Annotated in this window: 19 protein-coding genes; 4 read left to right on the top strand and 15 right to left on the bottom strand. The window is 44.7% G+C overall.

Translation table 11 applies throughout. The annotated features are described in order from the left end of the window. Positions 1-2: 2 nt before the first annotated feature. On the bottom strand, positions 3-1082 hold the full coding sequence (locus V7R39_RS06215; RefSeq protein ID WP_334029384.1) for a DUF262 domain-containing protein: 1080 nt from the start codon (positions 1080-1082) through the stop codon (positions 3-5). A gap of 86 nt (positions 1083-1168) precedes the next feature. After that, a complete protein-coding gene (locus tag V7R39_RS06210; protein ID WP_334029381.1) occupies positions 1169-1426 on the bottom strand; it encodes a hypothetical protein in 258 nt (85 codons plus the stop codon). A 479-nt stretch (positions 1427-1905) separates the two neighbouring features. On the opposite strand from V7R39_RS06210, the gene V7R39_RS06205 reads away from it, so the two are divergent. Further along, on the top strand, positions 1906-4368 hold the full coding sequence (locus V7R39_RS06205; protein WP_334029379.1) for a TonB-dependent receptor: 2463 nt from the start codon (positions 1906-1908) through the stop codon (positions 4366-4368). Between the two features lie 109 nt (positions 4369-4477). On the opposite strand, the gene V7R39_RS06200 is transcribed toward V7R39_RS06205, so the two are convergent. The 9 genes from V7R39_RS06200 to V7R39_RS06160 all read right to left on the bottom strand — a co-directional run bounded on the left by V7R39_RS06200 (position 4478) and on the right by V7R39_RS06160 (position 17074). Next, the gene (locus tag V7R39_RS06200) at positions 4478-5944 is read right to left on the bottom strand and encodes a sensor domain-containing diguanylate cyclase (RefSeq protein ID WP_334029376.1); all 1467 of its coding nucleotides are present in this window, start codon (positions 5942-5944) and stop codon (positions 4478-4480) included. Positions 5945-6219: 275 nt separating this feature from the next. Then, the gene (locus V7R39_RS06195) at positions 6220-7035 is read right to left on the bottom strand and encodes a sterol desaturase family protein (RefSeq protein WP_334029373.1); all 816 of its coding nucleotides are present in this window, start codon (positions 7033-7035) and stop codon (positions 6220-6222) included. 29 nt (positions 7036-7064) lie between these two features. Further along, on the bottom strand, positions 7065-7715 hold the full coding sequence (locus V7R39_RS06190; RefSeq protein WP_334029371.1) for a CDP-alcohol phosphatidyltransferase family protein: 651 nt from the start codon (positions 7713-7715) through the stop codon (positions 7065-7067). Further along, positions 7709-8347 (bottom strand): ATP-binding cassette domain-containing protein, encoded by a 639-nt coding sequence (locus tag V7R39_RS06185; RefSeq protein ID WP_334029369.1) that lies wholly within the window; start codon positions 8345-8347, stop codon positions 7709-7711. Before V7R39_RS06185 ends, V7R39_RS06190 begins: the two co-directional genes overlap by 7 nt. A 26-nt stretch (positions 8348-8373) precedes the next feature. Next, complete coding sequence (locus tag V7R39_RS06180; protein ID WP_334029367.1) at positions 8374-10221, bottom strand: ABC transporter permease; 1848 nt, start codon at positions 10219-10221, stop codon at positions 8374-8376. Beyond that, complete coding sequence (locus V7R39_RS06175) at positions 10221-11513, bottom strand: ABC transporter substrate-binding protein (RefSeq protein ID WP_334029364.1); 1293 nt, start codon at positions 11511-11513, stop codon at positions 10221-10223. Before V7R39_RS06175 ends, V7R39_RS06180 begins: the two co-directional genes overlap by 1 nt. Before the next feature lie 65 nt (positions 11514-11578). Then, entirely contained in the window at positions 11579-12427 is an 849-nt protein-coding gene (locus V7R39_RS06170; RefSeq protein ID WP_438823525.1) for a DUF547 domain-containing protein, read from the bottom strand. A 128-nt stretch (positions 12428-12555) separates the two neighbouring features. Then, positions 12556-14709 (bottom strand): FAD-dependent oxidoreductase, encoded by a 2154-nt coding sequence (locus V7R39_RS06165; RefSeq protein WP_334029359.1) that lies wholly within the window; start codon positions 14707-14709, stop codon positions 12556-12558. A gap of 19 nt (positions 14710-14728) precedes the next feature. Then, the gene (locus V7R39_RS06160) at positions 14729-17074 is read right to left on the bottom strand and encodes a TonB-dependent receptor (RefSeq protein WP_334029357.1); all 2346 of its coding nucleotides are present in this window, start codon (positions 17072-17074) and stop codon (positions 14729-14731) included. 144 nt (positions 17075-17218) lie between these two features. Between V7R39_RS06160 and V7R39_RS06155 the strand changes: the two genes are divergently transcribed. Next, complete coding sequence (locus V7R39_RS06155; protein ID WP_032096550.1) at positions 17219-17662, top strand: hypothetical protein; 444 nt, start codon at positions 17219-17221, stop codon at positions 17660-17662. Positions 17663-17802: 140 nt separating this feature from the next. On the opposite strand, the gene V7R39_RS06150 is transcribed toward V7R39_RS06155, so the two are convergent. Continuing rightward, a complete protein-coding gene (locus tag V7R39_RS06150) occupies positions 17803-18264 on the bottom strand; it encodes an EVE domain-containing protein (RefSeq protein ID WP_334029857.1) in 462 nt (153 codons plus the stop codon). Between the two features lie 182 nt (positions 18265-18446). Between V7R39_RS06150 and V7R39_RS06145 the strand changes: the two genes are divergently transcribed. Further along, on the top strand, positions 18447-20765 hold the full coding sequence (locus tag V7R39_RS06145) for a YgiQ family radical SAM protein (protein ID WP_334029353.1): 2319 nt from the start codon (positions 18447-18449) through the stop codon (positions 20763-20765). 154 nt (positions 20766-20919) lie between these two features. Here V7R39_RS06145 and V7R39_RS06140 read toward each other — a convergent pair whose 3' ends face one another. The 3 genes from V7R39_RS06140 to V7R39_RS06130 form a co-directional block, all read right to left on the bottom strand. Continuing rightward, positions 20920-21438: a hypothetical protein gene (locus V7R39_RS06140; RefSeq protein WP_334029350.1), complete on the bottom strand. Its 519-nt coding sequence runs from the start codon at positions 21436-21438 to the stop codon at positions 20920-20922. After that, a complete protein-coding gene (locus tag V7R39_RS06135; protein WP_334029347.1) occupies positions 21438-23150 on the bottom strand; it encodes a S41 family peptidase in 1713 nt (570 codons plus the stop codon). The genes V7R39_RS06140 and V7R39_RS06135 overlap by 1 nt, the downstream gene beginning before the upstream one ends. A gap of 283 nt (positions 23151-23433) precedes the next feature. Continuing rightward, the gene (locus V7R39_RS06130) at positions 23434-23865 is read right to left on the bottom strand and encodes a hypothetical protein (protein WP_334029345.1); all 432 of its coding nucleotides are present in this window, start codon (positions 23863-23865) and stop codon (positions 23434-23436) included. A 563-nt stretch (positions 23866-24428) separates the two neighbouring features. Here V7R39_RS06130 and V7R39_RS06125 point away from each other — a divergent pair. Continuing rightward, positions 24429-24830 (top strand): DUF4149 domain-containing protein, encoded by a 402-nt coding sequence (locus tag V7R39_RS06125; RefSeq protein WP_334029856.1) that lies wholly within the window; start codon positions 24429-24431, stop codon positions 24828-24830. Positions 24831-24833: the final 3 nt, after the last annotated feature.

Raw genomic sequence — 24833 nt, 5'->3', positions numbered from 1 at the left:
ACTTACGCCAAATATTGTTGAGCTAAACTCATCCTAAGCTCTACGATTGATTCATCAGCCGTAGCACCTCTAACACCTTTAACAAAAGACTCATCTTCTTTGAGCAGCTTAAATTGCTCATCTAGATTTGGAATAACATCTTTCTTCGCTATAGTTGTAAATACAGAGTCGTATACAGCAACGTTTAAGCCAGACCAAATGTGAAAAGGCTTATCACCGAGGTGCTCAACTACTAAATCACATGTTTCTTTAAATATAGCGCTCAAATGTTCCTTTTTGCCCGGCGATATATTCTGGTTTTCCCTCATAAAATTAGACATAAAATCTTTAATAGGCCTGGAGTAGTTTTCTCCGTTTTCGAAAAACGAAAAGAAACGGAGAATCAATTCAACATCTTTCTGGCGGCTATGAGGCTTGTCATTACCGAAAATTTTTCGCCAATTCGGGTATTGATTTAGCTCGCACAACATATCGTTGAAAGACCCGTGATAAACACAATTTCTAATCTCTTGGCCTACAAGCTGCGTTCCTCCCGTATTCAGCCTTTCGAATATATGGTAGACACTAGTATTTCCATTGGGTGTAATCTGCTTTATGACAAAAGCACGCAATACACTATCATTTAGTTTATTGAATGCTGCGATATCAGTCTCTTCTAATTCGTCATAGGTCTTATTATAGTACGGGCTTTTTTCGTTTAGACCGGTGAGTTTAAAGACTTTTCTCTTACCGTTTGAATCTGGCTCCCCAAAATAGCCATCCAAGAAATATACAATTGTCATCAATCTTTGCTGACCGTCAATGACGAGTTGCTCGTTTCTTTCATCGTCAATAAACAAAAAAATAGCCGGAACAGGAAGGCCGAGTAAAAAAGACTCTATCAACCTACTTGCTTGTTTGATATTCCATACATAATTCCGTTGAAAGCCGGGAACTATCATCGAACCCTTTTTATACTTTCTAACTAACCCTTCTAGAGTAAAGTCGGCTGGATATGTTATTACTTCATATGAGGCTGGAGTTGAATCCAAGTCCTGGTCTTCGCTCGTAATTTCTTCTAAGCCCTCATTATAATCTGTCATATTTACTACATTCCTTCTTTGAATATTTATCCTTTAAACACTTTCTCATATGAGTTTCTTTCGAACGCACCATATGCTCAGCAAACCTACCAATTGACAGAGAGTTCAAATTCACTCTCAGTGATGTTTGCTGTAAACCTATAGCCACTAGCTTTGAGTGCACTTAAAACAGTGCCTAAATTATCGAAAGAAACTTGCTCACTGTTAAATGATTCGCTAATGCCTGTACAACCGCTGCATGCTGCGTGCTCTATGAGGGAGGATAGAATAGATTTGAATTGATTAACGTCTAACGATTTAGTAAGACTTAGTTTTGCGGCGCTTGATGAGTCTAGAATTTCCATATTTGAGTTCCATATATCCATATAACTACTAATTTGCACTAAATCTCTAATATTGCAACCGTATATCAAGAAAAAGCATTGTTTGAACTTATCCGTATATCACGATTTGGTATCACGAACATCTCAGATTTACCCTTGTTTTTTCCTATAAGCGTTTGTAATGTATAAATTACTTATTTCCCTCTGAACTAGGTGGCACTTCCCGCCAGCCCACCAATTCATAAAGAAGGCGTACTCTACGCCTTTTTTTGTGCCTGAAATTCAATAAAAATTAGCGAAAAGCTCACCACCTTCCGACAAGTGTTCAAATATCACTCAAACCTTACACAAAACATCATTTAACTAAATAATAACATTATGTTTACATTGATTGATTTTGCGTTAAGTTATTTATCTGTCTTCGTTCGTCGATATTTACTCACGTAACACTCAATGTTGACGAACGTCTTATAAAAATAAACATAAAAAGAGAACGTACTATGGAAAAGTGTCCACTTTCATTTTTTAAACGAAAGCCACTTGCGCTTATGGTTGCAGTAACACTTGGCCTGTCAGGCCATGTCGCCCACGCACAGGAATCAACACCGAACACACCGCAAGCTGAGGCACAAACCGATGACGATCTCTTTGAACAAATTCTGATAACCGCATCAAAACGACAAACCGGACTGCAAGAAACGCCTATCGCTGTTACCGTCACTACTGGAGAGGATATAGCGCAAACGCAAGTATTGGATATACAAGACTTACAGGCTTTAGTTCCTACACTTCGCGTAACGCCGCTGCAACGCTCCTCCAATACCAATTTTTCAATTCGCGGATTTGGCAACGGTACAAATAACACAGGTATCGAACCTTCCGTGGGCGTTTTCATAGATGGCGTATATCGCTCTAGAGCTGCTGCACAAATTGGTGATTTGCCTCGCCTAGAACAAGTTGAAGTATTAAGCGGTCCGCAAAGCACATTGTTTGGTAAAAACGCCTCTGCGGGTGTTATTAACGTCAGAACAGCAGGCCCTTCGTTTATAGAAGCCGCCAAGGTAGAGTTAGGTGTTGGCAACTTCAATCAGCGCTTATTAAGGGGTTATTACACGAACGGAATTACCGAAGAGTTGGCGTTTAGTGTATCTGGCGGTATTAACAAACGAGACGGCTATACCGACAGTGTTGTTGGGCTTGATGATATGAATAACCGTGATAGATGGAATGTTCGTGGTCAGGCGCTTTACGAACCAACCGAAGATACACGAATCCGATTTATTGCAGATTACAGTGAAATTGATGAACGCTGTTGCACCGTGGCCGATGTTATCAATGGCCCAACGACAGCCGCTGTGCGGGCTCTCGGTGGAACCGTTCTTGATGTAGAAGACCAGTTTGAATTCAAATCAGCGCTTAACCAAAACTCTACTAATACAGTTGAAGATGGCGGTGTTTCTGTTCAGATAGACGTGGATTATGACTCTTTTACACTCACGTCAATTACAGCGTTTCGAAAAAATACGAGCAGCTACGATTCTGATGTAGATTACACCTCACTTGATATCCTTACCGAAACGGGTAACACCGATATAGAAACCTTTACCCAAGAATTTCGCTTAACCTCGACTGGCGATAACGAATTCGATTGGATGGTAGGCGGATTTTACTTCTCTGAAGAAGTGGATACAGGCGATGTACTTTACTATGGGGAAGGAACACGACCATTTTTCAACATTCTTGGTTTACAGCCACTTTTAGAGAGTGCTGAAGACGTATATGCTCAACCTCGCAACGCTTTTTTTAACGCGAGCAACTTTGTGGCCACAGACTTCCTGCAAGAAAACGATGCGTTTAGTCTATTTGCTACCGTTGATTATGATTTAAGTGACAAACTCACGGCAACGCTTGGCATTTCGTATACTGATGATGAAAAAGACGTGTCGGTGTCTCAAGTTCACAACGAAACACTGTCGGCGATTGATTTTGATACGGACCCCACCGTATTCGGCGTACCACTTGCTTTCATTCCCGATTTACAACCGTTTGTGCCTACCTTAAAAGGTGTTCAATTTTTGCCACCCCAGCTTATCTTTCCTAATGAGGTAGAGGGAGGGAATACAAACGACAGCAAAACCACATGGAACGTGCGCTTAGCCTATGAAGTTAATCGAAATTTCAACGTGTTTGCATCCGCTGCAACAGGTTTTAAAGCCTCTTCATGGAACCTATCTCGTGATACTCGTCCGTTTCCTAGCGATCAGCAAGCACTTGAAACAGCGAGTTTAACGCGAGCAAATCAAAGCTACGGTACACGCTATGCAGGAGCCGAGGAGTCTACGGTTTACGAGCTTGGTGTTAAGGCAAGATTTAAGCGGGGCGCATTTAACGTCACATTATTCGACCAAACTATTGAAGGATTTCAGTCGAGTATTTTCGTCGGTACGGGTTTTGTTCTGGCAAACGCAGGAGAACAGTCCACCAAAGGTGTAGAGTTTGACTCTACGTTCAACCTAACCGATGAACTGGTATTTTCCTTTGGCGGGACCATTCTCGACCCGGTTTACGATTCTTTTGAAGGAGCAAACGGCGTAGATGGCCCAGTGGATTTATCAGGAACACAGCCGGCGGGCATACATGAACGCAGCTTTGTTGCAGGGCTTACCTATAACTTTGAATTAGGTAACGGCATGTATGGATTCGTTCGCTCAGACTATCTTTATGAAAGTGAAGCACGACTTGTAGAAAACGTTCCCGCTGAACTTACTCGAGAAGTAGGCACGTTAAACGCAAGTGCAGGCCTAACTATGGATAACGGTTTAAGCTTTAAAGTGTGGGTTAGAAACTTGAACAATGATGAGTACTTCTTATCGGCCTTTCCACCACCAATTCAAGCCGGAAGCTACAATGCATACCCGAATCAGCCTCGTACATTCGGTGCAACCGTGTCTTATGAGTTTTAAGCTCTAACAAGCAAACATAAAGGCCCGCTCTGAAGTGTTTCAGCTTCTAAAGCGGGCTTTTTTTATTTTTATTAAGGCGCGCTTTAATTCAACAACGCACTAAGCTGCACTAAGCGCAAGCACGTCCCCTACCCGTCGATTTTGCTCGGTAAAGTGCTTTGTCAGCCTTTTCAATCAATTCAATGCAGCTCTTATCACAATTATCTGCTTGAGTAGCAATACCAATACTCACCGTTAACAGGCTTTCATGAGGCGATGCTTTGTGCTTAATACCCAACCCCTTAACATTCTTAACAATACGATTGGCTATGTCCTGCGCTCGAGAAAGGGTTGTAGAAGGCAGAATAACAGCAAACTCCTCACCGCCGTAGCGGGCGACTAGATCATCGGTACCCACACAACTGTCTGCTAGTGTCTGAGCGACTTTTTGAAGCACACTGTCACCGGCAACATGACCATATTGGTCGTTGTATAGTTTGAAAAAATCCACATCAATCAGCAAAAGAGAAAGTGCGTCTTGTTTTCGACAAGCTTGGGCTAAGTCTTTATCTAAAGTACTGTTGAACAGGCGTCTATTTGCTATGCCCGTTAATCCGTCAATATTGGCTAATTTTTGCAGTTGTCTATTAGCCTCAATCAGCTCCTGCTGCATAGTATGAATGGCTTTACGATTATAAATATTTTGCAGCGTATTGCCCAACATGTCACCAATTCGCTTTAAGTATTCTATATCTGAAGCACTCCACGTATAAGGGTTTCCGGTGATGTCACAACCTATAAAGCCGTGAGTTTTACCATCTGCCATAATTCGCGAGCACAAAATAGAACATATATTTTGTTTCTGAAATTCTTCACGTTCGGCAATCGCTGAGTCGGGAATGTTGCTCACGTCATCCACTTTAAATAGACCATTCTCAATATGACCTATTAAATACGGCATTTCCTTTGTTGGCATATTTTGTAATTCGTCAATGTAGGGGGCAACACCCGCGGCCACCCACTCGTGGGTATTAAACATCAAAGCTAAATCGTCTGAGAACTCAAAGAGATAACAGCGGTCAACATCACAAAACTCACCAAAGGCAGCGAGACTTTGCGCAATAATAACGTCCAAATCTTGTGCACTGGCATTAATGAGTTTTGAGGAAAATTTGGTGAGTAACTGGTTAAATTCAATATGCCGCTGTGCACCAGCGCTATCGTTTCCGTTATTAGCGGTCACTCGATTATTCGCATCAATGTGAAACACAAGCCATTGTGTGCCATTGTCGGTAATGGTTGAGCCACTAATAAAGCAGTGTAACGAGCGCTCAGGTGTTTGTAGGCGAACCCAGGTGCTTGCTACATCGCCTTTTTCTAATGCTTGATAAGGGCATTTCTCACCAGTAAGCTTATCGTTAGTAAGGGGGTCATAAAAACGAAAATCTGTGGGTTCACTGCCTTTTTTGCTATCAGGTGATATGCCGAAAAGTGAAAGAAACGCGGTATTTAAGTAATAGGTGCTATCACCTCTTTGCTTAAACATAAGCGGTGTGGGGAGCTGCTGAAGCAGTTCATTCCTTTTATTACCGTGCAATCTCAACCTCTCGTTACTTTGAGGCTTGTAAGCTCTTATTATTTAGAGGCTTCTAAGCTGTATATTTCGTTTACGTAACTTCAACCGGAAAGTAAACGCCAAGTGAGTTCAGGCTATAACATAAAAAAAACGAACGTATGGATAAACTGACCTTGCGCGCATCTAAAGTATAACAACACTTTCCTTTTTGTACCGTTTTTTCTGTACGACTAAACGTGTACGCGGTAGCAAGACTCAACTACGATAAACTAGAACGCTTGGAAGTTTTATTCAGATCAATCTTCAGCCGGTTTGGAAAAGGGCTGACGGAGCAGCGATAGCATGGTTGCGTTGTCTTTTGTGGGCGGTACATCACGCTGCCCTATTGGCAACTTATCGTCGCTTTCATGAGCACGGGGCTTAAAGCTATTAAATACCTTATCCCACCACGACACGCTAAAACCAAAATTGCTGTTAGATTCTTCTTTAGCTTGGCTATGGTGAATGCGGTGTAATCGTTGGGTGATTATGAGAGTCGACAATCTATCGTCCCACTTTTGAGGCAGTCGTATGTTGGCATGATTAAATAGCGCAAAACCATTTAATGCGACTTCAAAAATGACAATCGCTAGAATAGGAACGCCAAACGCGACTACAGCAGCAGTTTTTACACCTAAGCTGATTACTATTTCTATTGGATGAAAACGTAAACCTGTGGTGGTGTCTACATGGCTATCGGCGTGATGCATTTTATGAATGCGCCACAGCAATGGAATGGTATGAAACAACCTGTGCTGCCAATAAATAACCACGTCCAGTAGCAATACCCCCACCACAACGACTACTGCACTGACTAGCGTACTATCTGATTCAAACAGGATATTGAATAGGCCGTAGCCTTTTTCGCTAGCCCACAACGACACCCCTACCAATGAAGCAGGCACAAGCAGCCGAGAAACCACTGCACCAAAGACAACCATAGACAGATTGCCTACCCACCGCTCTTTGCGAGATAATGTTGATTTGCGCGCAGGTAAAAACGCCTCTAGCATCGCCATGATGAAGAAAACCGAAATAAACACGGAAAGTCGGATTACTGATGTAGTGTCCATTCACCCTACTCTTCTTATTGCTAGTTTAATTACTGGTTTGATTTCTGACTACTCGCGTTAGACTGCTCTACTCGTTTAAGTGTAGCAAAGCCGCCGCTTACTCTTGTCACTATGGTAACGAGACAGGCCGCTGCAAAACAGTAAGCCATAATAGGAAAGTGATTAGGCCAAATGCAAAACGCTAAAAAGACAGCTATTGTCTCGGTACCTTCAGTTAGCCCTTGCATGTAATAAAAGCTTTTATTCGCAAACTGTGGGCGGTCGATATTGAATTTCTCTGCCGCTACTGCGAATGCAAGAAAACTGCTTCCGGTACCAATAAAAGTAGCCAACAATACCACGGCAGGTATCCCCCACTCACTGGGGTTAGCAATGCCAAACGCTAATGGAATTGAAGCATAGAATAGAAAATCTAAGCAAATATCTAAATAGCCACCAGCACTGCTACTGTTTTTTTGATATCGAGCAAGCTCGCCGTCGATACCATCACACACTCTATTGAGGATGATGAAGCCAAGGGCTCCATACCACCAGTTAAGAATTATTAAAGGCACTGCCATCAACCCGACGACAAACCCTAAGAGAGTGACGTGATTAGGCGTTACAGAGTGCTTATCTAACCCAACAACTATAGGCTTTAAAAGCGTTTTAATAAACGGAGTTACCTTGGCATCTAACATGATGATAGCTCAATGGTTTGACCACCCGCTGACACAGCATCGGCATTGTCATGAGTAACGAGTAGTGCGGGTATATTGCGCTCGCGCAACTGCGTGAATGTCCATTCCCTAATTTGTTGTCTAAGCGCTGTGTCTAATTTACTAAAGGGCTCATCAAGTAATACCGCTTGCGGCTCTGCAGCTAACGTACGCAACAGAGAAATACGACTTTGCTGACCACCAGACAATGTGGTTACCACTCTATGTTGCATTCCATCTAACTCAACAGCGTGAAGCAGCTTCGCCACAGCGTCTCGTTTTTTGCTTTTTGTTTGATACTTAGCACTAGGCATAGCAAACATAATATTCTGCTCTACCGTCATGTGCTCAAACAACAATGCATCTTGAAACATAACGCCAACACCGCGCCGATGTGGTGGCTTGTTAGCTAGATTCGTTCCATCTATTGAGATGGAACCCGAAAACGAAAAAGGCGAGTTAAGATGCCCTGCTATTGCCTGCAGCAGCGTTGACTTACCCGACCCACTTGGCCCCATAACCGTTAAAATTTCACCCTCTTCAACGGTGACATCAAGGGAAAGTAGTAAAGCGCTCCCTTTAAATATTTCAAGCTCTTTGAGTGTCAGTGCCATTTACGCTCTCTTTTCTGTTAGATAGATCATACGCTTCTTACACTTTTACCTGTGCTGGATTCATTTGTACTTATTTTGGTTGTGCTCGGTTTGAAGAGTATGTTCGATAACCACCACGCTAAACCAAACCCACACAATGGCATAACAGCTTGAATAACCACATAGGCTGCACTTAATCTTGCGCTGCTTCCCGCAGCTAACGCCACTGCCTCTGTGGTAACTGTAGAAATTGCCCCGCCAGTGGTGAGTAACGTAGGAAGGTACTGGCTGAAGCTAATTGCCAGCCCTAAAGCAAAGGCAACCAGAATGGGCCCAATGAGCAGAGGAAGTTTTACTAAAAAGAACACACCCATTGGTGATTTGCCAAGGCTTAGCGCCACCATTACATAACGGTTATCAAACTTTCGGTACGCTACAGCCAGTGATAGGTACACATAAGGGATCACATAAACCATGTGCGCCACATACACATGAAACCAAATGGCATCCTTTAAAATAAGCTGCTGGAACCACACTAAGCCATACAAAAAGGCTACCCCAGGCACCAGCAAAGGTAAAAATAAGGCGGTAGGAAGTAGCAGAGAAGCCCGTGTCTTTCCTGCATTCAATGGTTCGCTCTCAAGAGTAAGTAACACTAATACTAATGCACTGAAGCTTACGCAAACACCTAATAACAAGGTATTCGATAAGGGCGTTAACACCGCGTCGAGCACAGTGTTCCAGTGAAGCATGGTGACGTCAGTCGGTATAATGTTAGGAAACGTCCACTGCTTCGCAAACGAGAACGCAACCAGTGTGTAAACCGCACTCACTACTAGCACCACGTACACGAACAATAGTAAGTAAGCTGTGGCGCTAATTGCTTTATCGGTAGCATGTCGCTTCCCGCGCTGCAGCCATTTTTTACCACCAAAGGTGAAAGCCTTCTCAATTGCCAACATCACAATAACTGCAAACACAGCGATACCCACCTGCACAACCGCTGCAGCAGAAGCCTGCAAACGCATAGATAAATCAATATTATTAAACCAATGCAGCACGGCTACGGCTAGGGTACTGGGATCATTAGGCCCAAGTATAAGTGGAATTTCTACATTTGAAACCGCAAAAACCAATACAGCTAAAAGGGGCAGTCGTATTTGTGGAAACACTATTGGCAGCACTAATTTGAAGAAAATAGCGATAGGTGAGTATCCAAGAGCGGTACCTGCTTTAAAGTAACCGTTGATTTTCTCGTGTATTAACGGCTGCGACATCACACTTATTGCCATAAGAAGAACGAAGGGAATTTCTTTTAACACTAGCGCTAATATAATGCTGATGCCGTAACTATCGAAAAGAAAAATACCTTCATTTGCAGAGGCAATGGAATTGCTATCAAACGTAAAAAGCCGGGCAAAGAACCCCGATGGACTCAGTAAAAATACTAGGGCTATTGCTGCACCGGCGTGTGGCAGTACCAAAAAAGGGCTTAGCACTATCTGTAATCGAGAGAGCATTTGCGAGCGATAAAATACAGACAGCAACACAAACGCAAATAGCGCTGCAATCACTGTCGCAACTAAGCCGGTGAAAAGCGAAAGCCACATCATGGTGTGAATGCCTGCCACATCAAATAATGCGACGAAAACGCGAAAATCAAATTGAGTAGCGCCAATGGCCGGAAAGTAACCCATGGCAGGTAAGAAAACCCCAACAACGCCAGCCAACACCGGAATAATCAGTAAGCAAAGTAATAACCACTTCGCCCAAACGGTAATGCGATTGAAATGGCCTTGCGCCAAGCTTCGGTTTCTATTCTTATACAGAGGCTTAGATAGAAGCTTAGATTGAGGCCCAGATCGAGGCCTAGATCGAGAGCTTAAATTAGACATCAGTATCTCGCACCGTATCGCTCTTCCCAGGCCTGTCTCAGTGCATCGGTCCAGCTTGCGTGAGGCTCTGCGTACAGAGGCGTTGACTGAGACTTATCAAGTGCTGAAGGATGAGACTGCTGGGTTTCAAACATGCTTTTTTGCGATGCGGATAACACGTTAGTATCAAGTACGGTGTCGTCTCCCCATACCTGTAAACGTTGTTTTTTTGCTTGAGCTTCGGGGGATAAAAGAAAATCGACTACCGTTTTTGCCGCCGCTTGATTAGGCGAATTAAACGTTAGCCCGATAAAATGCACATTTGCCAGACTACCGTCTGACATGGCAAAAGTACGCACATCTTGTGGTAAATCAAACCGTTCTACCGCACTTGGTATTTCTGCAGCGGTAAACGAAAAGGCCAACGAAAGTTCACCGCTGCCAATTAATCGCTGTAGCTGAGATGCTTGTCGTACCATGTATTCGCCATTACGCCACATTGTGGGATGCAGCGCATCAAGGTACGTCCATAACGAAGGAGTAATCTTCTCTAGGGCGTTTTGAGTAACGGGTTTATAAAATAGTGATTGGTTTGACGAATTAAGAGCAATAGCAGCGTACTTGATGAAGCTTATACCTAAATAGTCTGTTACCACTGGATAGGTAAACCGACCAGGCTGCTGCTGACTAAACTGCAAAAGGGCACGGAGAGTCTGGGGTACTGGCTCATTCAATGAATCAAAGTGCGATTTGCGGTAGTAAAACACCATAGATGCTTTACCCCACGGCGCTTCCATTCCTAATGTTGGCTCACCAAAATCTGTCACCATTGCTAAGTTACTATCTGGATTTGTTAACGAAAAGTTTGCAATATCACCCACCCATCCCTTTGCCAACAACGCATTCTTTTTCATAGCAGCGAAATTTTCACCGTTGATCCAAATGAGATCGACACTGCCATTATGTAAGTTACCCGCAGCTTTTTCTGCTAATACCCTTGAAACTGCGTCGCTGGTATCGGCAAGCTTCACGTGCTTTAACGCAATGCCGTGCTTGCGCTCAACCCTATCGGCAACCCACTTGAGGTAACTATTTACCTGCGCACTGCCGCCCCATGCGTGAAATCGCACAACGGGGTTGGGATCAGTTTTGGGATTAGTCTTGGGACTAGCCTTGAAATTAGTGTTCGCACTAGTATTTGGATTAGCACCTGTGCCAGCAATAGCATTGTCACTGCCATTTACTGACGAACCGGCATAAGCACTACCTGCGATAATTAATATCGTTAGGCATGCTAACCGGACGCAAGCCATGATTGCATCACAAGTGTTTTTTGCGCTGCACACAGGAAAAAAAACGCACGTCCTTCTCATTATGACTAATTTTTCACTGCCGCTTTTGTATCGTTCAACGACCAGTCGTATTCTAGGTAATCAACATCAGCTTTACCGCTCTTAATCAAATCGACTTGAGCACTGCTTAACGCCATCGCGTCTTTATATAAAAGGATAAACTCAGACACCGAATTAGTATCCTTCCAGTTTTTTTCAAAATCGCCTTCATACCATGAGAAAATTTTTGATAAATAGAGTGTCTCGTTTTCTATCTTGTTGCGGGAGCTATCGCTTAAAAAACGCTTCGTTTGCATATCGAGCTGAGCGTCTAATCGCTCGCCCACATAGGCCTCTTCTCGTAACGCTGGGCAGCCAACGCTTGCACAGTTAACCGCAAAGTGAATACGTGGCTCGCTATATTTATTGTCCCCTCTTATTAAATTATGCTCTATATCGTCAAGGGAGCGGGATTTACCGAGAAGCGGGGCTATCTCTTTGTCCCAAGGAGAGGAAAAAAAGCTGCCTAAGTCTCGAATAGACTCAAGTTCAGGGTATTCGGTAAGAATAAAATCGATGGTATAGGCGTTATACGCATTAATAAGAAATGCTAGCTGCGTATTTTGATCCCACGAGTCGAATGTACGCGGCGGCACTGCGGCGAGTTGGTCAAGGTAACTGCTTAGCTGGCTGTGATCACGCTTAAACCCTTTATAGTCAACTTGAGTGTTGGCTCCACCGTCGATAGTCACCACATGTTTATCGAGTAGTGCATTGTATTTCTCATGTAATTTGCTGTCTGCCAGTGCGTTTAGCGAAATCACAGATAACGCGCAGCCGATAGCTGCGCCTGCGCTTATTCTTTTGAGCATTTTCATCAGTGCATTTTCACGCATTTTTTTAGGTGCCCTTCTAGTTGCTAGATTAGGTGCTAGTTTAGGTGCTTGTTCAGGTGAAGTAGCGCAAAAATCACTCTCAGCGGTAGGTGAGAATATACCGAACTTCACGTTACTCAATTGCATTATTAGCCCCTGCGCCATGTGTGAAACTTCTCTACAAAGCTTAATAGCTTTTCAGGTTGATTCGCGCGCTTCCAATTACCGGCAGCGTACTTAGCGCCCTCAGCCCACGTTGGATAGGTATGAATGGTGCCTAAAATTTTGTTAAGTCCCAACCCATGCTTCATGGCAATAACAAACTCTGCCAGCAAGTCTCCAGCGTGTTCTGACACCACTGTTACCCCTAAAATTTTGTCTTTGCCAGGGGGCGTGAGCACCTTGATAAATCCTTTACGGGCGCTTTCTGTCACTGCTCTGTCTAGTTCCGCAAACTCGTATCGCGTCACTTCTACGTCAATATCTCGCTCGACCGCGTCTCGTTCACTTAAACCCACTCTCGCTACTTCAGGGTCGATGAACGTCGTCCAAGGAATTACGCTGTAATCCACTTTGAATTTTTTAAACGTTCCAAATAACGCATTTACCGCTGCAAACCACGCTTGATGCGCTGCAACATGGGTAAATTGATACGGCCCCACTACGTCTCCTGCAGCATAAATGTTCGGCATGAGTGTTTGCAGGTAATCATCGGTTTCAATCGTTCTGTCAAACTGAATGCCCAGCTTTTCAAGACCAAAGCCATTAAGACGCGCTTTACGCCCTACTGCAATAATAACTTCGTCATAGGCAACGTCGATTTCATTGCCATCTTTAGCAACCACTAGCACTTTGTCATCACCACGGGTTTCAAATCGCAATGCATCGTGCTGTGTTAGTACGTTAACGTTACTTTCAGTGAGCACCGATTCCACATAGTCGGCCACATCCGTATCTTCGCGCCCCATTAAACGCGGAGCACGCTCTACCTGAGTCACCTCACTGCCCAACCGGGCAAAGGCCTGCGCAAGTTCGCAACCAATAGGGCCGCCACCTAGCACTATTAACCTTTTAGGAGCATCGTCTAATTCGGCAAATTTCGTCCAAAGGGTGTCGGAAGTAACGTATCCACTTTCCTCGATACCAGGAAGCTCCGGGATAAACGGGCTAGCGCCAGTGGCAACAACAATATTCTTGGTGGTTAGGCGCTTTACTTCGCCTTCATTGGTTCTAATTTCTACGGTCCAGGGGTCGATAATGGTCGCATAGCCTTTTACCACATCCACACCTAGGTTTGTGTAGCGCTCTACGCTATCGTTAGGGGCGATGGTTGCTATAACTTCATGCACCCTTTTCATTACTTTTTTAAACGACATAGACGGTGAAACTGGATTTAGCCCGTAATCATCGGCATGGCGCATTTGTTTAGCGACTTTGGCCGTTTTTATTATTGCCTTACTTGGCACACAGCCATAGTTAAGGCAATCCCCACCCATCTCGCCCGCTTCGATAAGCGTTACTTTCGCTTTAACCGCTGCAGCAATGTAGCTAGTTACTAGGCCGCCAGCGCCTGCACCGATAACCACTAAGTTTCTGTCGAAGGTTTTAGGTTTGTTATAGCCTTTGTAAACGCGCCGACGGTTAACAAGGGCCACAATCCCTTTCGCAATCCAAGGAAATATACCCAGTAAAACAAAAGAGAGAAGTAGCTCAGGGGATAAAATGCCCGAAAGGCTATCAATCTGCGCTAACTGGGTGCCAGCATTAACGTAAACAACCGTGCCGGCAAGCATGCCTACTTGGCTTACCCAGTAGAATGTCCAGGTTTTGATAGACGTTAAGCCCATCAATAAATTGATTAAAAAGAATGGAAATACCGGCACTAGCCTAAGGGTAAATAAATAGAATGGCCCTTGCTTTTCAACGCCTTCATCAATCTTCTTCAGCTTCTCTTTAAACTTATTACGTACCGTGTCTCGCAAAATAAACCGGGCGACTAAAAAGGCCAATGTTGCGCCTAAACTAGACGCAAAGGACACAATAATTAGGCCTTGGAACAGGCCAAATAAGGCGCCAGCGGCTAACGTAAGAATAGCCGCTCCAGGTAACGACAGCGCCGTTACCGCCACATAAATTGCAAAGAAAATCGCGACGCTTAACACCGGGTTTTCAGATATTTGAGTTTTGAACGTATCTAGCGAGCCTTTCATTCCCTCTAGCGTCAAATACGTGTTTAGGTCAAAATAGAAAAACCCAACGACAGAAGCTGCAATGACGGCGAGCAACGCGATTTTCTTAAACATTTTTATTCCTTATGTGCGCTTAAAACGCATACTGCATAGTTAACTGAACATGACGAGGTACATTAGGCATAACAAGCGTTGCACCAAAAAAGCCGCCTTCAAACAGTGGTTGCCAATTGTCCTGGTCAGTCACATTAATAACGTCTGCACGAACGCGTAATTGTTCATTAATGCGATAGTCTGCATTTAAGTCAAGGGAATACTGGTCGCGTATGTTTACCGTTTGCAAAAAATCTAATGGAAACGACTTGGTGTAAAGAGCGCTAGCGCCTACTGCGAAGTCATCGGTTAACTGCCAGCCTGTATTCAACGACACCATTTGACGAGGAATACCCTGCACTCGACTATCCGAAGGGGCAAACGCCGTAAACGATGGAGAGCCAACGCCTGTACCGTTAACAATATCGGGGCGGCTGTTATCGAAGGCATCAATCACTTGTGACGTTCCTTGGAAAGCTGCAGAGTCATCAAAGCGCGCGTCTAAGTAGCTATACGCTGCGTTTACCCACACATCATTGTGTTGATAAAACACTTGAAACTCTGCACCTTGGGTTTTAACTCCGCTATTGCTGCCATCGCGGTTTCGCAAACTACGGGTTTGGTCAAACACCGATGCCTCTGCGTACCACTCGCTGTTAGGTGAATATTTTACACCCACTTCATACAGCGTATTTTCAGTAGCAAAATTCAGCGGGTTAATCTCGTTATCTCCGCCCAGTACCGTACCCCCTCCCATGCTATTGGAGGTGGCATCGTTTTCGGAAAATGCAGCGTAAAGATTAATCGCGTTGGTAAGCTTGTAAACTGCACTTAACTGATAGCTACTTAAGGTATCGCTGTAGGTATCAGAGGCTGCTTCAACACCCTCTGGCGATAACGGGTCTCGGGCCTCAACGTCGTAGTAATCAATTCGCACACCGGCAATAGTGGTTAAATCATCGGTCCACTTTGATTGCTGCTGCACCGCTACGCCGGTTTGCCAGGTGGAAGAGTCTGTGGTGTCAGATAAATTGAAATCTCCAGCCCCGTCACCGTTTAGGTCGTATTGGGCACCCGGAGAGACAAATACGCCTGGGCGCAACTGCACTAAACGGGCTTTTTGTGCATCAGTAAGGGGAATTACGCGGTTTGAAAGCGGGCCTGTTAAATCGATAGGGTTATCGGCTTCAGTGGTAAATTGGCTGTAGCCCAACACATCGTTGTAGCGAATTGATACTCCAACCGTTGTGGTTTGCGAGTCAGACCACTGATAATCAACCTCAGTTCTATTTTCAAAGGTATCAGCACCATCAATTATTTCGACGAAGCTGTTTTGCGCCACTTCTTCGCGCTCTAAATATTGATAATACGATAAGTTACGAATAGTGATGTTGTCAGCGTATTGGTAGTTGATACTGCTGCGCACCACGGTAGTGGTTGCACCATTAATATCATCAGGGTTGGTAAATACACGATTACGTGGAATCACTACCTCACCGGTGGGTGAAATTATTGCGCCCGCACCAGGTACCGTGCTGCCATTAGGCTGAACACCCTGACCGGTAATGTACAAGCCATCATCGATTAACGATTGAGTGGGTCTATTAATACCCGCATTGTCCGGATAATCGGTGTCGTAATATTCAGCACTAATATCCCAAGTGAGTGCATCACTTGGAGTGTAGCGGTACGCAGCGAAGAGATTAACGCTGTCTCGCTCTGCAAAATCGTAAAAGCTGCCGTGATCGAGGTATTCTGCGCTTATGCGAAAGCCGCTTTTGCCCTCTTCAATCGCCGTACTAACATCGACCTGCCCAGAGTATTGCTCCCAACGACCGGCGCGAAGTGTCACCTTACCTTGCGTTCCTTGTGTTGAGGCGGCTTTAGTTTGCAAATTTACAAATCCGCCGTTTCGCTGGGTACTACCAAATAATACAAGAGACGGGCCTTTTACCACGTCGACTTGTTCTACGCCATTGAAAGACAGCGGAAGTCCGAAACCATTGTTACCGGCCTGGCGACGAATACCGTCTTGGAACAATTCACCTAGCTGGCCTCTTATGCTTGGTAAGCTTGGTGTACCAAAACCACTTGATGCATAGGCATTGGGAGCAGCTTTGACAATGTCGTGTAAATCATTAATGTTAAATGCTTCTAGTGCCTCGCTAGACAAGGATGTGACTGAACGAGGTGTTTCTGCCGCCGACATTCCGGCGCCAAAGATACCTTTTAACTGATTGTCACCTGGATTTAAATTGCCAAGTGAAGACACATTTCCTTTCACTTCGACAACTTCAATATCCCGTTCTTGGGTTTGTTGTGCTTGCACGCCTTGGCTTACTGCAAGAGCCAAGGTACTGATGGCGAGGCCTACTAGGTTATTCATGTATGTTTCCGTTTTTTAATATTATGTGACAAGACCGATACGCTATTAAAAAAATTTCAGCGCATTTTTTATTTTTTGAAATTTTTAATTCTCCAACCCGTTCTTTATTAATCACATTTATCTCATAACCAATTGGAGACCTTTATGGGTCAATCAGCTACACATTCACACCTTTCTGCACAATCAGATGTTATTACTACTCGACTACCTTGGGCGTTACTGGCACTGCGCGTCACTGTGTTTATCGTGATGTTCGTTTGGACACTCGATAAATTTGTAAACCCTGCCCACGGCATGGCTATCTTTGAAAAGTTCTACGGTATTGGCGGTGTGCCAGAAATGGCAGTATACATTATGGGCCTATTTCAGCTTGCGCTTGTTTTTGCTTTTCTTGGCGGCGTGGCTAAGCGATATACCTATGGACTTATCTTCTTACTTCACGGAGGCTCAACGCTGTCCTCATTCCCGCAATATATTGATGCGTTCAGTCATTTGCTCTTTTTTGCCGCTTGGCCAATGTGGGGCGCGTGCTTTGCTCTGTATATTCTTCGCGAAGCAGACACTAAGTTCACTCTTTCTAAAAAGTAGCCATAAACACTGAAACGCCAATACAGTAAGCTAGCCCACAGTGACAAATGCTGGGCTAGCATGCTTGGCTAAATACTAAGTCTGTATTCTGAGCTAACAATCCGAGTCAGCATTGTTAACTCAATAGACGAGCTAACGCGCTACTTGGCAGCAGCATATAGCTGCTGCCATTCATTTTCTGTTACTGGCATCACCGATAAACGCCCGCCTTTGGTTACCAAGGGTATTTCTGTAATATTTGGCATCGCTTTTATTTCACAAAGAGGAAGCACACGGTTAAACGACTCTACGTGTTTTACGTCTACGCAATACCACCTAGGCTTGTCAGTGGTTGCCTTAATATCGTAGTAATTGGACTCGGGGTTGAATTGACTAACATCTGGATAGCCTGCTTTCACAACTTCGGCCACTCCTGCGATACCCACCGTTTTGCAACTCGAGTGGTAAATAAACACTAAGTCGCCAACCTTTATACTGTCGCGAAGAAAGTTTCTCGCTTGATAGTTTCTCACGCCATCCCAGGGTTCAGTTTGGTTCGGCCGTTGTGCTAAATCATCAATAGAAAAAGCGTCGGGTTCAGTTTTAAACAACCAATAAGCCATAGCGGTATCTTCATTTTTATTATTCACATTCGCTTAAGTATACAAAGGGCGCTTATTTAATGACAGCGCTATACCCCCACCGCAGCAACACTGCTATAATTACGGCCCATTTCTGAAAATTTGCCTAGCGCCAACACGCCCAAGCTTTTCAGGCAAACTCTGTTTTTTTATATGTGATCATTATGCAAGCCACCATTAAAGCCGACCGCAGTCTGTTTTCTTACCCTAAATATTGGCCCCACTGCCTCGGCACAGCGCCGTTTCTTCCTATGTCAAAGGAGGAGATGGATGCATTAGGTTGGGATAGCTGCGATGTTATTTTGGTGACCGGCGACGCCTATGTAGACCACCCAAGTTTTGGTATGGCGGTAATAGGTCGTGTGTTAGAAGCTCACGGTTTTCGCGTAGGTATCATTGCTCAACCAGATTGGAAGAGCAAAGACGACTTTATGAAGCTTGGCAAACCTAATCTCTATTTTGGTGTGACTGCCGGCAACATGGACTCCATGATTAACCGCTACACGTCAGACAAAAAGCTACGTCATGACGATGCCTATACGCCGGGCAACGTAGGTGGTAAGCGTCCAGATAGAGCGGTAACGGTGTATGCACAGCGTTGTCGTGAAGCGTTTAAGGGCGTGCCCGTTATTGCTGGCGGTATTGAAGCCAGTTTGCGCCGCATTGCTCACTACGATTACTGGAGCGAGAAAGTTCGCCGTTCGGTATTATTCGATTCAAAAGCCGATATGCTTTTCTTTGGTAATGCAGAGCGTCCATTGGTTGAAGTCACGCACCGTTTAGCAGCGGGTGAAAATATAGCAGACATACGCGATATTCGCGGCACCGCAATTATTGTGAAAGAGGCGTTGCCCGAGTGGCAAGGTGTAGACTCCACATCCCTTGACCGTCCTGGCAAAATAGACCCTATTCCAAGCCCATACATTATGGAGCCGGAATGTGATTCTGAGGAAAAAAATAGCAAAAGTAGCGAAGCGCCCGACGCAGCGCCCATTGTTATTCAGCCACCTCAAAAAGAGAAAGAAAAGCGTAAACCTTGGGAAAATGTGTACGTTAAACTTCCTGCTTATGAAACGGTAAAAGATAACAAAACGCTTTACGCCCACACATCGCGAATTTTGCATCAAGAAACAAACCCAGGCTGCGCACGAGCACTTATGCAGCGCCACGGCGACCGGCATATTTGGATAAATCCACCAGCGATGCCCCTTGAAACTGAAGAAATGGATGCTGTGTTTGATTTGCCGTATCAGCGCATACCTCATCCGGTTTATGGTGATGCGAAAATTCCAGCCTACGACATGATCCGCTTCAGCATCAATATTATGCGAGGCTGTTACGGTGGCTGTACGTTCTGTTCTATTACCGAGCACGAAGGCCGTATTATTCAAAGTCGCTCTGAAGATTCTATCATCAGAGAGATAGAGCAAATTCGCGATACTGTACCCGGCTTTACCGGCGTCATTTCTGATTTGGGCGGCCCTACGGCCAACATGTATCGCTTACGCTGTAAGAGTCCTAAAGCGGAAGCAACCTGTCGTCGCCCATCTTGTGTATACCCCAGCATCTGTGCCCACATGGACACCGATCATAAGCCGACGATAGACCTATATCGCCGAGCGCGTAACTTACCGGGAATAAAGAAAATTCTTATTGCTTCGGGCGTTCGTTACGACCTAGCCATTGAAGATCCTGAATATGTTAAGGAGTTGGCCTTACACCATGTGGGTGGCTATTTAAAAATTGCCCCTGAACACACAGAAGATGGCCCGCTTTCGAAAATGATGAAGCCTGGCATGGGCACCTACGATCGCTTTAAAGAGCTATTTGATAAATATTCTGAAGAAGCAGGCAAAAAGCAGTACTTAATTCCGTATTTTATTGCCTCTCATCCAGGCACCACTGATGAAGACATGCTGAGTCTTGCTATATGGCTTAAAGAAAATAAGTTTAAACTAGACCAAGTGCAAAACTTTTACCCCTCGCCCATGGCCACAGCAACCACCATGTACCACACAGAGGTAAACTCTCTTCGTAAAGTCACAAAAGACAGTGAAGAAGTGCCATCAGCAAAAGGTGAAATTCATCGTCGTCTGCACAAGGCTATGCTGCGTTATCACGACCCTAAAAACTTTGCGCAAATTCGCAAAGCGTTGGTTAATATGGGCAGAGAAGATCTTATTGGTCGCGGTCCTCAGCACTTAGTGCCACCTGAAACCGCCGATGAAAAGCGTCAAAAAGCGCAACGTGGGCGCAAAGGTGAGAGAGCGTTGACTAAGCACACCGGCTTACCTCCGTCATTCCAGCGTAAAAGCAATGGCAAGGCCGGTGGTAAAAGCAACACCCAGAACATCAAATCAGGAGGCCGTCAGGAGCAAAGCTCTGGTTCAAATAGGAGCGGAGGCAAAGGCGGATTTAGCGGCAACCAGGCTGTCAACGTTGGCAACAAGTCACACAGACCTAAAGCCCAGCGGTCTAGATAAGCGCGGTCTAAATAAACGAAAGAGATCGCCATAAAAAAAAGCAGTGTTAATCACAAGCTTAAAAAAACTAAAAAAGGGCCTTTTGATAACTAAAAGGCCCTTTTTGTCTTCAAGAATGCGCATACCGCAATTCGCGTATCATAACTAGAGTGAACTATCGTTTCGCTGCCACACAATCAACTCCGTCAAGCAACATCTCTTCATTGTTCTGTTCGTTACGGATAAAGCATTCATCACCGCGTTTTAGCAACGTAAAAACAAATGCTGCGTTACCGTGCCTGCCGTCAAGAGGCAAACCTCGCTTATCCACTATGCCCTTACGCTCGATACTTAAGGTAGACGACACAGTAAACGCAGTATCTGCAAGGGTGATATCCATGCCGCCAAACCACTGACCAATCGCCGTTTCGATAACAGCCACGCTATCTATCTCAGCTCGCGAGGTCGCCACAGTTTGAGATGCTGTTTCAAGTAAGGCCATTTCAGGTAAATCAGCTTTTGTGGAAGTGCACCCTACTGTCGCTGTCAAAACAAGCGTCAACACACAGGCTGACAGGCGTTTTTCTTTGCGCTTTTCTTTGCGCTTTTCTTTGCTTAGCGCCCATGCCGCTGAAGTAATAGCAGTGCTTGCAATACGTGTACAGGCGCCTCTTCTGCGCTTAAAAAACGCCATTAGTTGTCGCCTCGAAGGATAGGCTCGTTAATTTTATTGTGCAGTATCAACTCATCTCGCTGTGTATGAGGTGGCTTTATCGCTAGCAACGACTCGCTTGCGTTAGATTGACCACTTGCTTGGCTGTCAGATGACGCATTAGGTTGCGAGCCAGATATTAAAGGTGCCGACGTTGAAGATGCAGTACTCACTGGGCATGCACCAGATTCTGCATATTGTATTGCCGCTGACAGCATACCTTCACTGGCATCTCCAAGTGGTTTTGTGAAGTCATCTTGCACATCGCAACCTGGTAACTCAAAGTCAAAGTTAGGCGTTGAGCTAGGAATAAAGCCATCGGCGAAGTCACCAAACCCTTTGTTATTCACACCTTGGAATTGAATAGTGAAATAGGTGGTTCCGCAGTTATCTGTTGGATAAAACCCATAAGGTTTTCCGCACGTGGGTGTACCAATCTGCACTACTTCTACATCTACACCGCGCAATGAGTTAATCACCGCTTCACTGGCAGAGCAGGTAGAACCGGTCGTAATTACATAAACTGTGGTTAGCGATAAACTTGGAAGTAACGTATTGGTGAGCAAGCCTGCATTGTAATCTATTTCTGTTGAGTAAAACGGTGTGGGACTTATAGTAGAGCCGGTTACCGGGTTTCTTGTTGGATACTTATCGTTAAACTGTAACGTCTCAAAAATAGCGCCGTCAGTTTGATTTGGGCCCGCCACCATGTAAGAAAGCTGAGACGCTAAAGCAAGTAACCCACCACCGTTATATCGAAGGTCGATAACAAGCTCGGTAACGTTGTCATTCACAAATTGGTCAAATGCGCTTATCAGCGAGCCTTGCGCTGTACGAATAAAGGTATTGAACTGGAAATACCCCATTTTGCCCGCGCTGGTCTCAAGCACGGTGACGTTTTGAACTGGCGATACTTCTATGTCAGCAGAGGTAACGCTCACAGATAGCTCGCTACCGTCTACAAGCTCAAAAGTCAGGTTGGTAGTGTTGCCACTTTCACTGGGAAATAACCCTGCGTTTATCACATCCACCTCGGCCTGAGTATTGGCATTAACGAAATCTACGCCGTCGATGGTTTTCAGCGACGCACCACGGGGTATGCCCGCAGTCTCTGCAGGCGAATTAGGTTCGGTATACTGCACAATGAGCTCTCTAGGCGCGGTTAAACTAACAAACTCCCACTCAACCCCGTAACCCGATGACACCCCGGTTTGAGTTAATGTATTGTATTCATCGGTAGCGCGGGAGAAATGAAAATTGTCTTTAGGAGTACCGCTAGGCGTAAGCTCTGTGGTTTTGAGTTGATCAAAGTACGCTGCAATTGAAAAATTAGCAGGGTCGTTATCATCTACTTCGTCATACCAAAGATATGTATCGTTAGTCCATGAGCGCATCCACAGCTTTTCATCCATTGCAGTGCCAGCTTCATCAGGATAAGAATTACCTGAAAACGGATCGATACCGCTTCTTGGCGACTCACATTGATTGATAAAATTTGATTCCGGCTCGTAAACGCCTGCCTGCCAGTCAGGTTCACTTGGCGTTTCTGACACAGGAGGAGAAGGAGGAGCGACACTCGATTCAGGTGTGGTGTTAGAAGTAGAAGAACCACTACCACCGCACGCAGTTACAGATGAAATTACAAGAGCGGCTATCGTGAGCTCTCTTAGTGATGAAAAATTGCTTACCTTCATACAAATATTCCTTGTAGCAACCAGTGAAGTAAACGTAGCTATCTATGTAAACGTAGCTTTGCGCAAACCCTGCAATTTGTTTGCAGCGCACTGATCAAATAATAAACTCTACATCGATATTGCCACACACATCCGCAATTTAACATTTATCTACTTTAAAATTTTGTAAACAAACGCTAATGACAAAATTAGTGCACAGCGAGAATATTACTGGCACAGCGAGAATCCTACTGAAAGATTGTTAGGACATTGCTCGTTTAAAATGAGGGCGTGTTGAAAAGAGTCACTCACTGTCTTCAAATGGCATTTCTGCACTAGGGATAAAACCTATGGAAGGCTCTGTTAAACTTGAGATATAAAGCCCGTCCGCCGTTTGAAGTGCACCGGTGGTAAACGCATAGCCCCCTTCGGCAGATTGTAGGCTTTGTAGTACCTCACCTGTTGAACTCACTTTTATCACGTGCCCGAGAGCCTCTGCACTTGGACGCAGCGCAGCGGGCAAGCGCATTATGGCCTTTCTTAAGAAAGGACTAGCAGACAGTTCATCAATCATGCTGTTGCGCGGTGCGGCAAAGCCTAGCCAATAATCCCCTTCCTTGGTGGTACTAATATTATCTGGAAACCCTGGTAGGTTATCCATAAACACAGTCACCCTGCCTTTATTAACGCCTTTTAGCCAATAGCGTAATACGCGGTATTTTCCCGTTTCATTCACAAGTACGCTATCGCCACTGTTACTTATTGCAACTCCATTGGTATGCGTCGAAGCGCCTTTAATTTTTCATTCTGCTTGAAACTTCCAACAAGCCCATTATCTTTTGGTGCATGCCAAGATGCGGGTGAAATGGGTACCGGCCAAAAAGAGAAATAGGCCGCGCATATACAAAGAAGAAAAAGCGCTATTGAAAGGAATCGAAAAAGGAAGCGAAAAATGGCAGTGCCCACGGTGCAATCTCATGTTTTTTTTATCAATTTACCAACTCTATGTAAAAATAGACTCTTTATTTTAGTTATATTAAGTCATGCTGTACTGAATCATGTTTCCTAGGTCCTATTATTTTGGCCCACGCTGCTCTTTACTGATTCTGGCCCACGCTGCCCTTTGCTGGTCACTTTGTCAGCGACCCCGTCCTTATTTGGCAAACCAAATGGTTAAATGTCTAGCGTATGCACCGAGTTTTATGCCTCGTCTTTTTAAAAATTACAATTCGTTAAGTATCAATCTTTTACTGTAGCCACAGCGGTATTAACTACTCATTTATTACGAGTGCTGTGTTTATGTTTCTTCTATTGTGCGGGTGTCTTGTGGTTATTGTTGGCGGCATGGTGACTTTCCAAGCCCTATTCGCGCCATTAATTTTTATAAAACTCCCGAGCGAAGTCGCCCGGCCTTTTATTCGCACCTTTTTTCCCTTTTATTATTTGTATTTTGGCGCACTGAGTTTACTTGCTACCGCTTCTGCAATTATAAGCAGCCATTGGCAAGTGGCCTGGCTAATAGCGCCTGTCACACTCGGCTTTATTGTTAGCCGTCAGATACTTATGCCGCTGGCAAATCACGCCACTGATAACAAACAGGAAAAGAAATTCCAAATATACCATCGCCTTACCGTGTTAATTAATACGGTACAGCTAGTTGTGCTATGCGTAGCTTTCTATGGGTTGTTGGCCCCCTACTAACGA

The sequence above is a fragment of the Alteromonas sp. P256 genome (genome assembly GCF_036864455.1).
Lineage (GTDB): Bacteria > Pseudomonadota > Gammaproteobacteria > Enterobacterales > Alteromonadaceae > Alteromonas.
Note: the sequence above shows the minus strand (reverse complement) of the source record. Positions and strands in the feature narration are given on the sequence as shown.

Coding starts and splice junctions, on each gene's coding strand:
- V7R39_RS06215 (WP_334029384.1), bottom strand. CDS start 1,082: ATGACAGATTATAATGAGGGCTTAGAAGAAATTACGAGCGAAGACCAG.
- V7R39_RS06210 (WP_334029381.1), bottom strand. CDS start 1,426: ATGGAAATTCTAGACTCATCAAGCGCCGCAAAACTAAGTCTTACTAAA.
- V7R39_RS06205 (WP_334029379.1), top strand. CDS start 1,906: ATGGAAAAGTGTCCACTTTCATTTTTTAAACGAAAGCCACTTGCGCTT.
- V7R39_RS06195 (WP_334029373.1), bottom strand. CDS start 7,035: ATGGACACTACATCAGTAATCCGACTTTCCGTGTTTATTTCGGTTTTC.
- V7R39_RS06190 (WP_334029371.1), bottom strand. CDS start 7,715: ATGTTAGATGCCAAGGTAACTCCGTTTATTAAAACGCTTTTAAAGCCT.
- V7R39_RS06185 (WP_334029369.1), bottom strand. CDS start 8,347: ATGGCACTGACACTCAAAGAGCTTGAAATATTTAAAGGGAGCGCTTTA.
- V7R39_RS06180 (WP_334029367.1), bottom strand. CDS start 10,221: ATGTCTAATTTAAGCTCTCGATCTAGGCCTCGATCTGGGCCTCAATCT.
- V7R39_RS06175 (WP_334029364.1), bottom strand. CDS start 11,513: ATGGCTTGCGTCCGGTTAGCATGCCTAACGATATTAATTATCGCAGGT.
- V7R39_RS06170 (WP_438823525.1), bottom strand. CDS start 12,427: ATGCGTGAAAATGCACTGATGAAAATGCTCAAAAGAATAAGCGCAGGC.
- V7R39_RS06165 (WP_334029359.1), bottom strand. CDS start 14,709: ATGTTTAAGAAAATCGCGTTGCTCGCCGTCATTGCAGCTTCTGTCGTT.
- V7R39_RS06160 (WP_334029357.1), bottom strand. CDS start 17,074: ATGAATAACCTAGTAGGCCTCGCCATCAGTACCTTGGCTCTTGCAGTA.
- V7R39_RS06155 (WP_032096550.1), top strand. CDS start 17,219: ATGGGTCAATCAGCTACACATTCACACCTTTCTGCACAATCAGATGTT.
- V7R39_RS06150 (WP_334029857.1), bottom strand. CDS start 18,264: ATGGCTTATTGGTTGTTTAAAACTGAACCCGACGCTTTTTCTATTGAT.
- V7R39_RS06145 (WP_334029353.1), top strand. CDS start 18,447: ATGCAAGCCACCATTAAAGCCGACCGCAGTCTGTTTTCTTACCCTAAA.
- V7R39_RS06140 (WP_334029350.1), bottom strand. CDS start 21,438: ATGGCGTTTTTTAAGCGCAGAAGAGGCGCCTGTACACGTATTGCAAGC.
- V7R39_RS06135 (WP_334029347.1), bottom strand. CDS start 23,150: ATGAAGGTAAGCAATTTTTCATCACTAAGAGAGCTCACGATAGCCGCT.
- V7R39_RS06125 (WP_334029856.1), top strand. CDS start 24,429: ATGTTTCTTCTATTGTGCGGGTGTCTTGTGGTTATTGTTGGCGGCATG.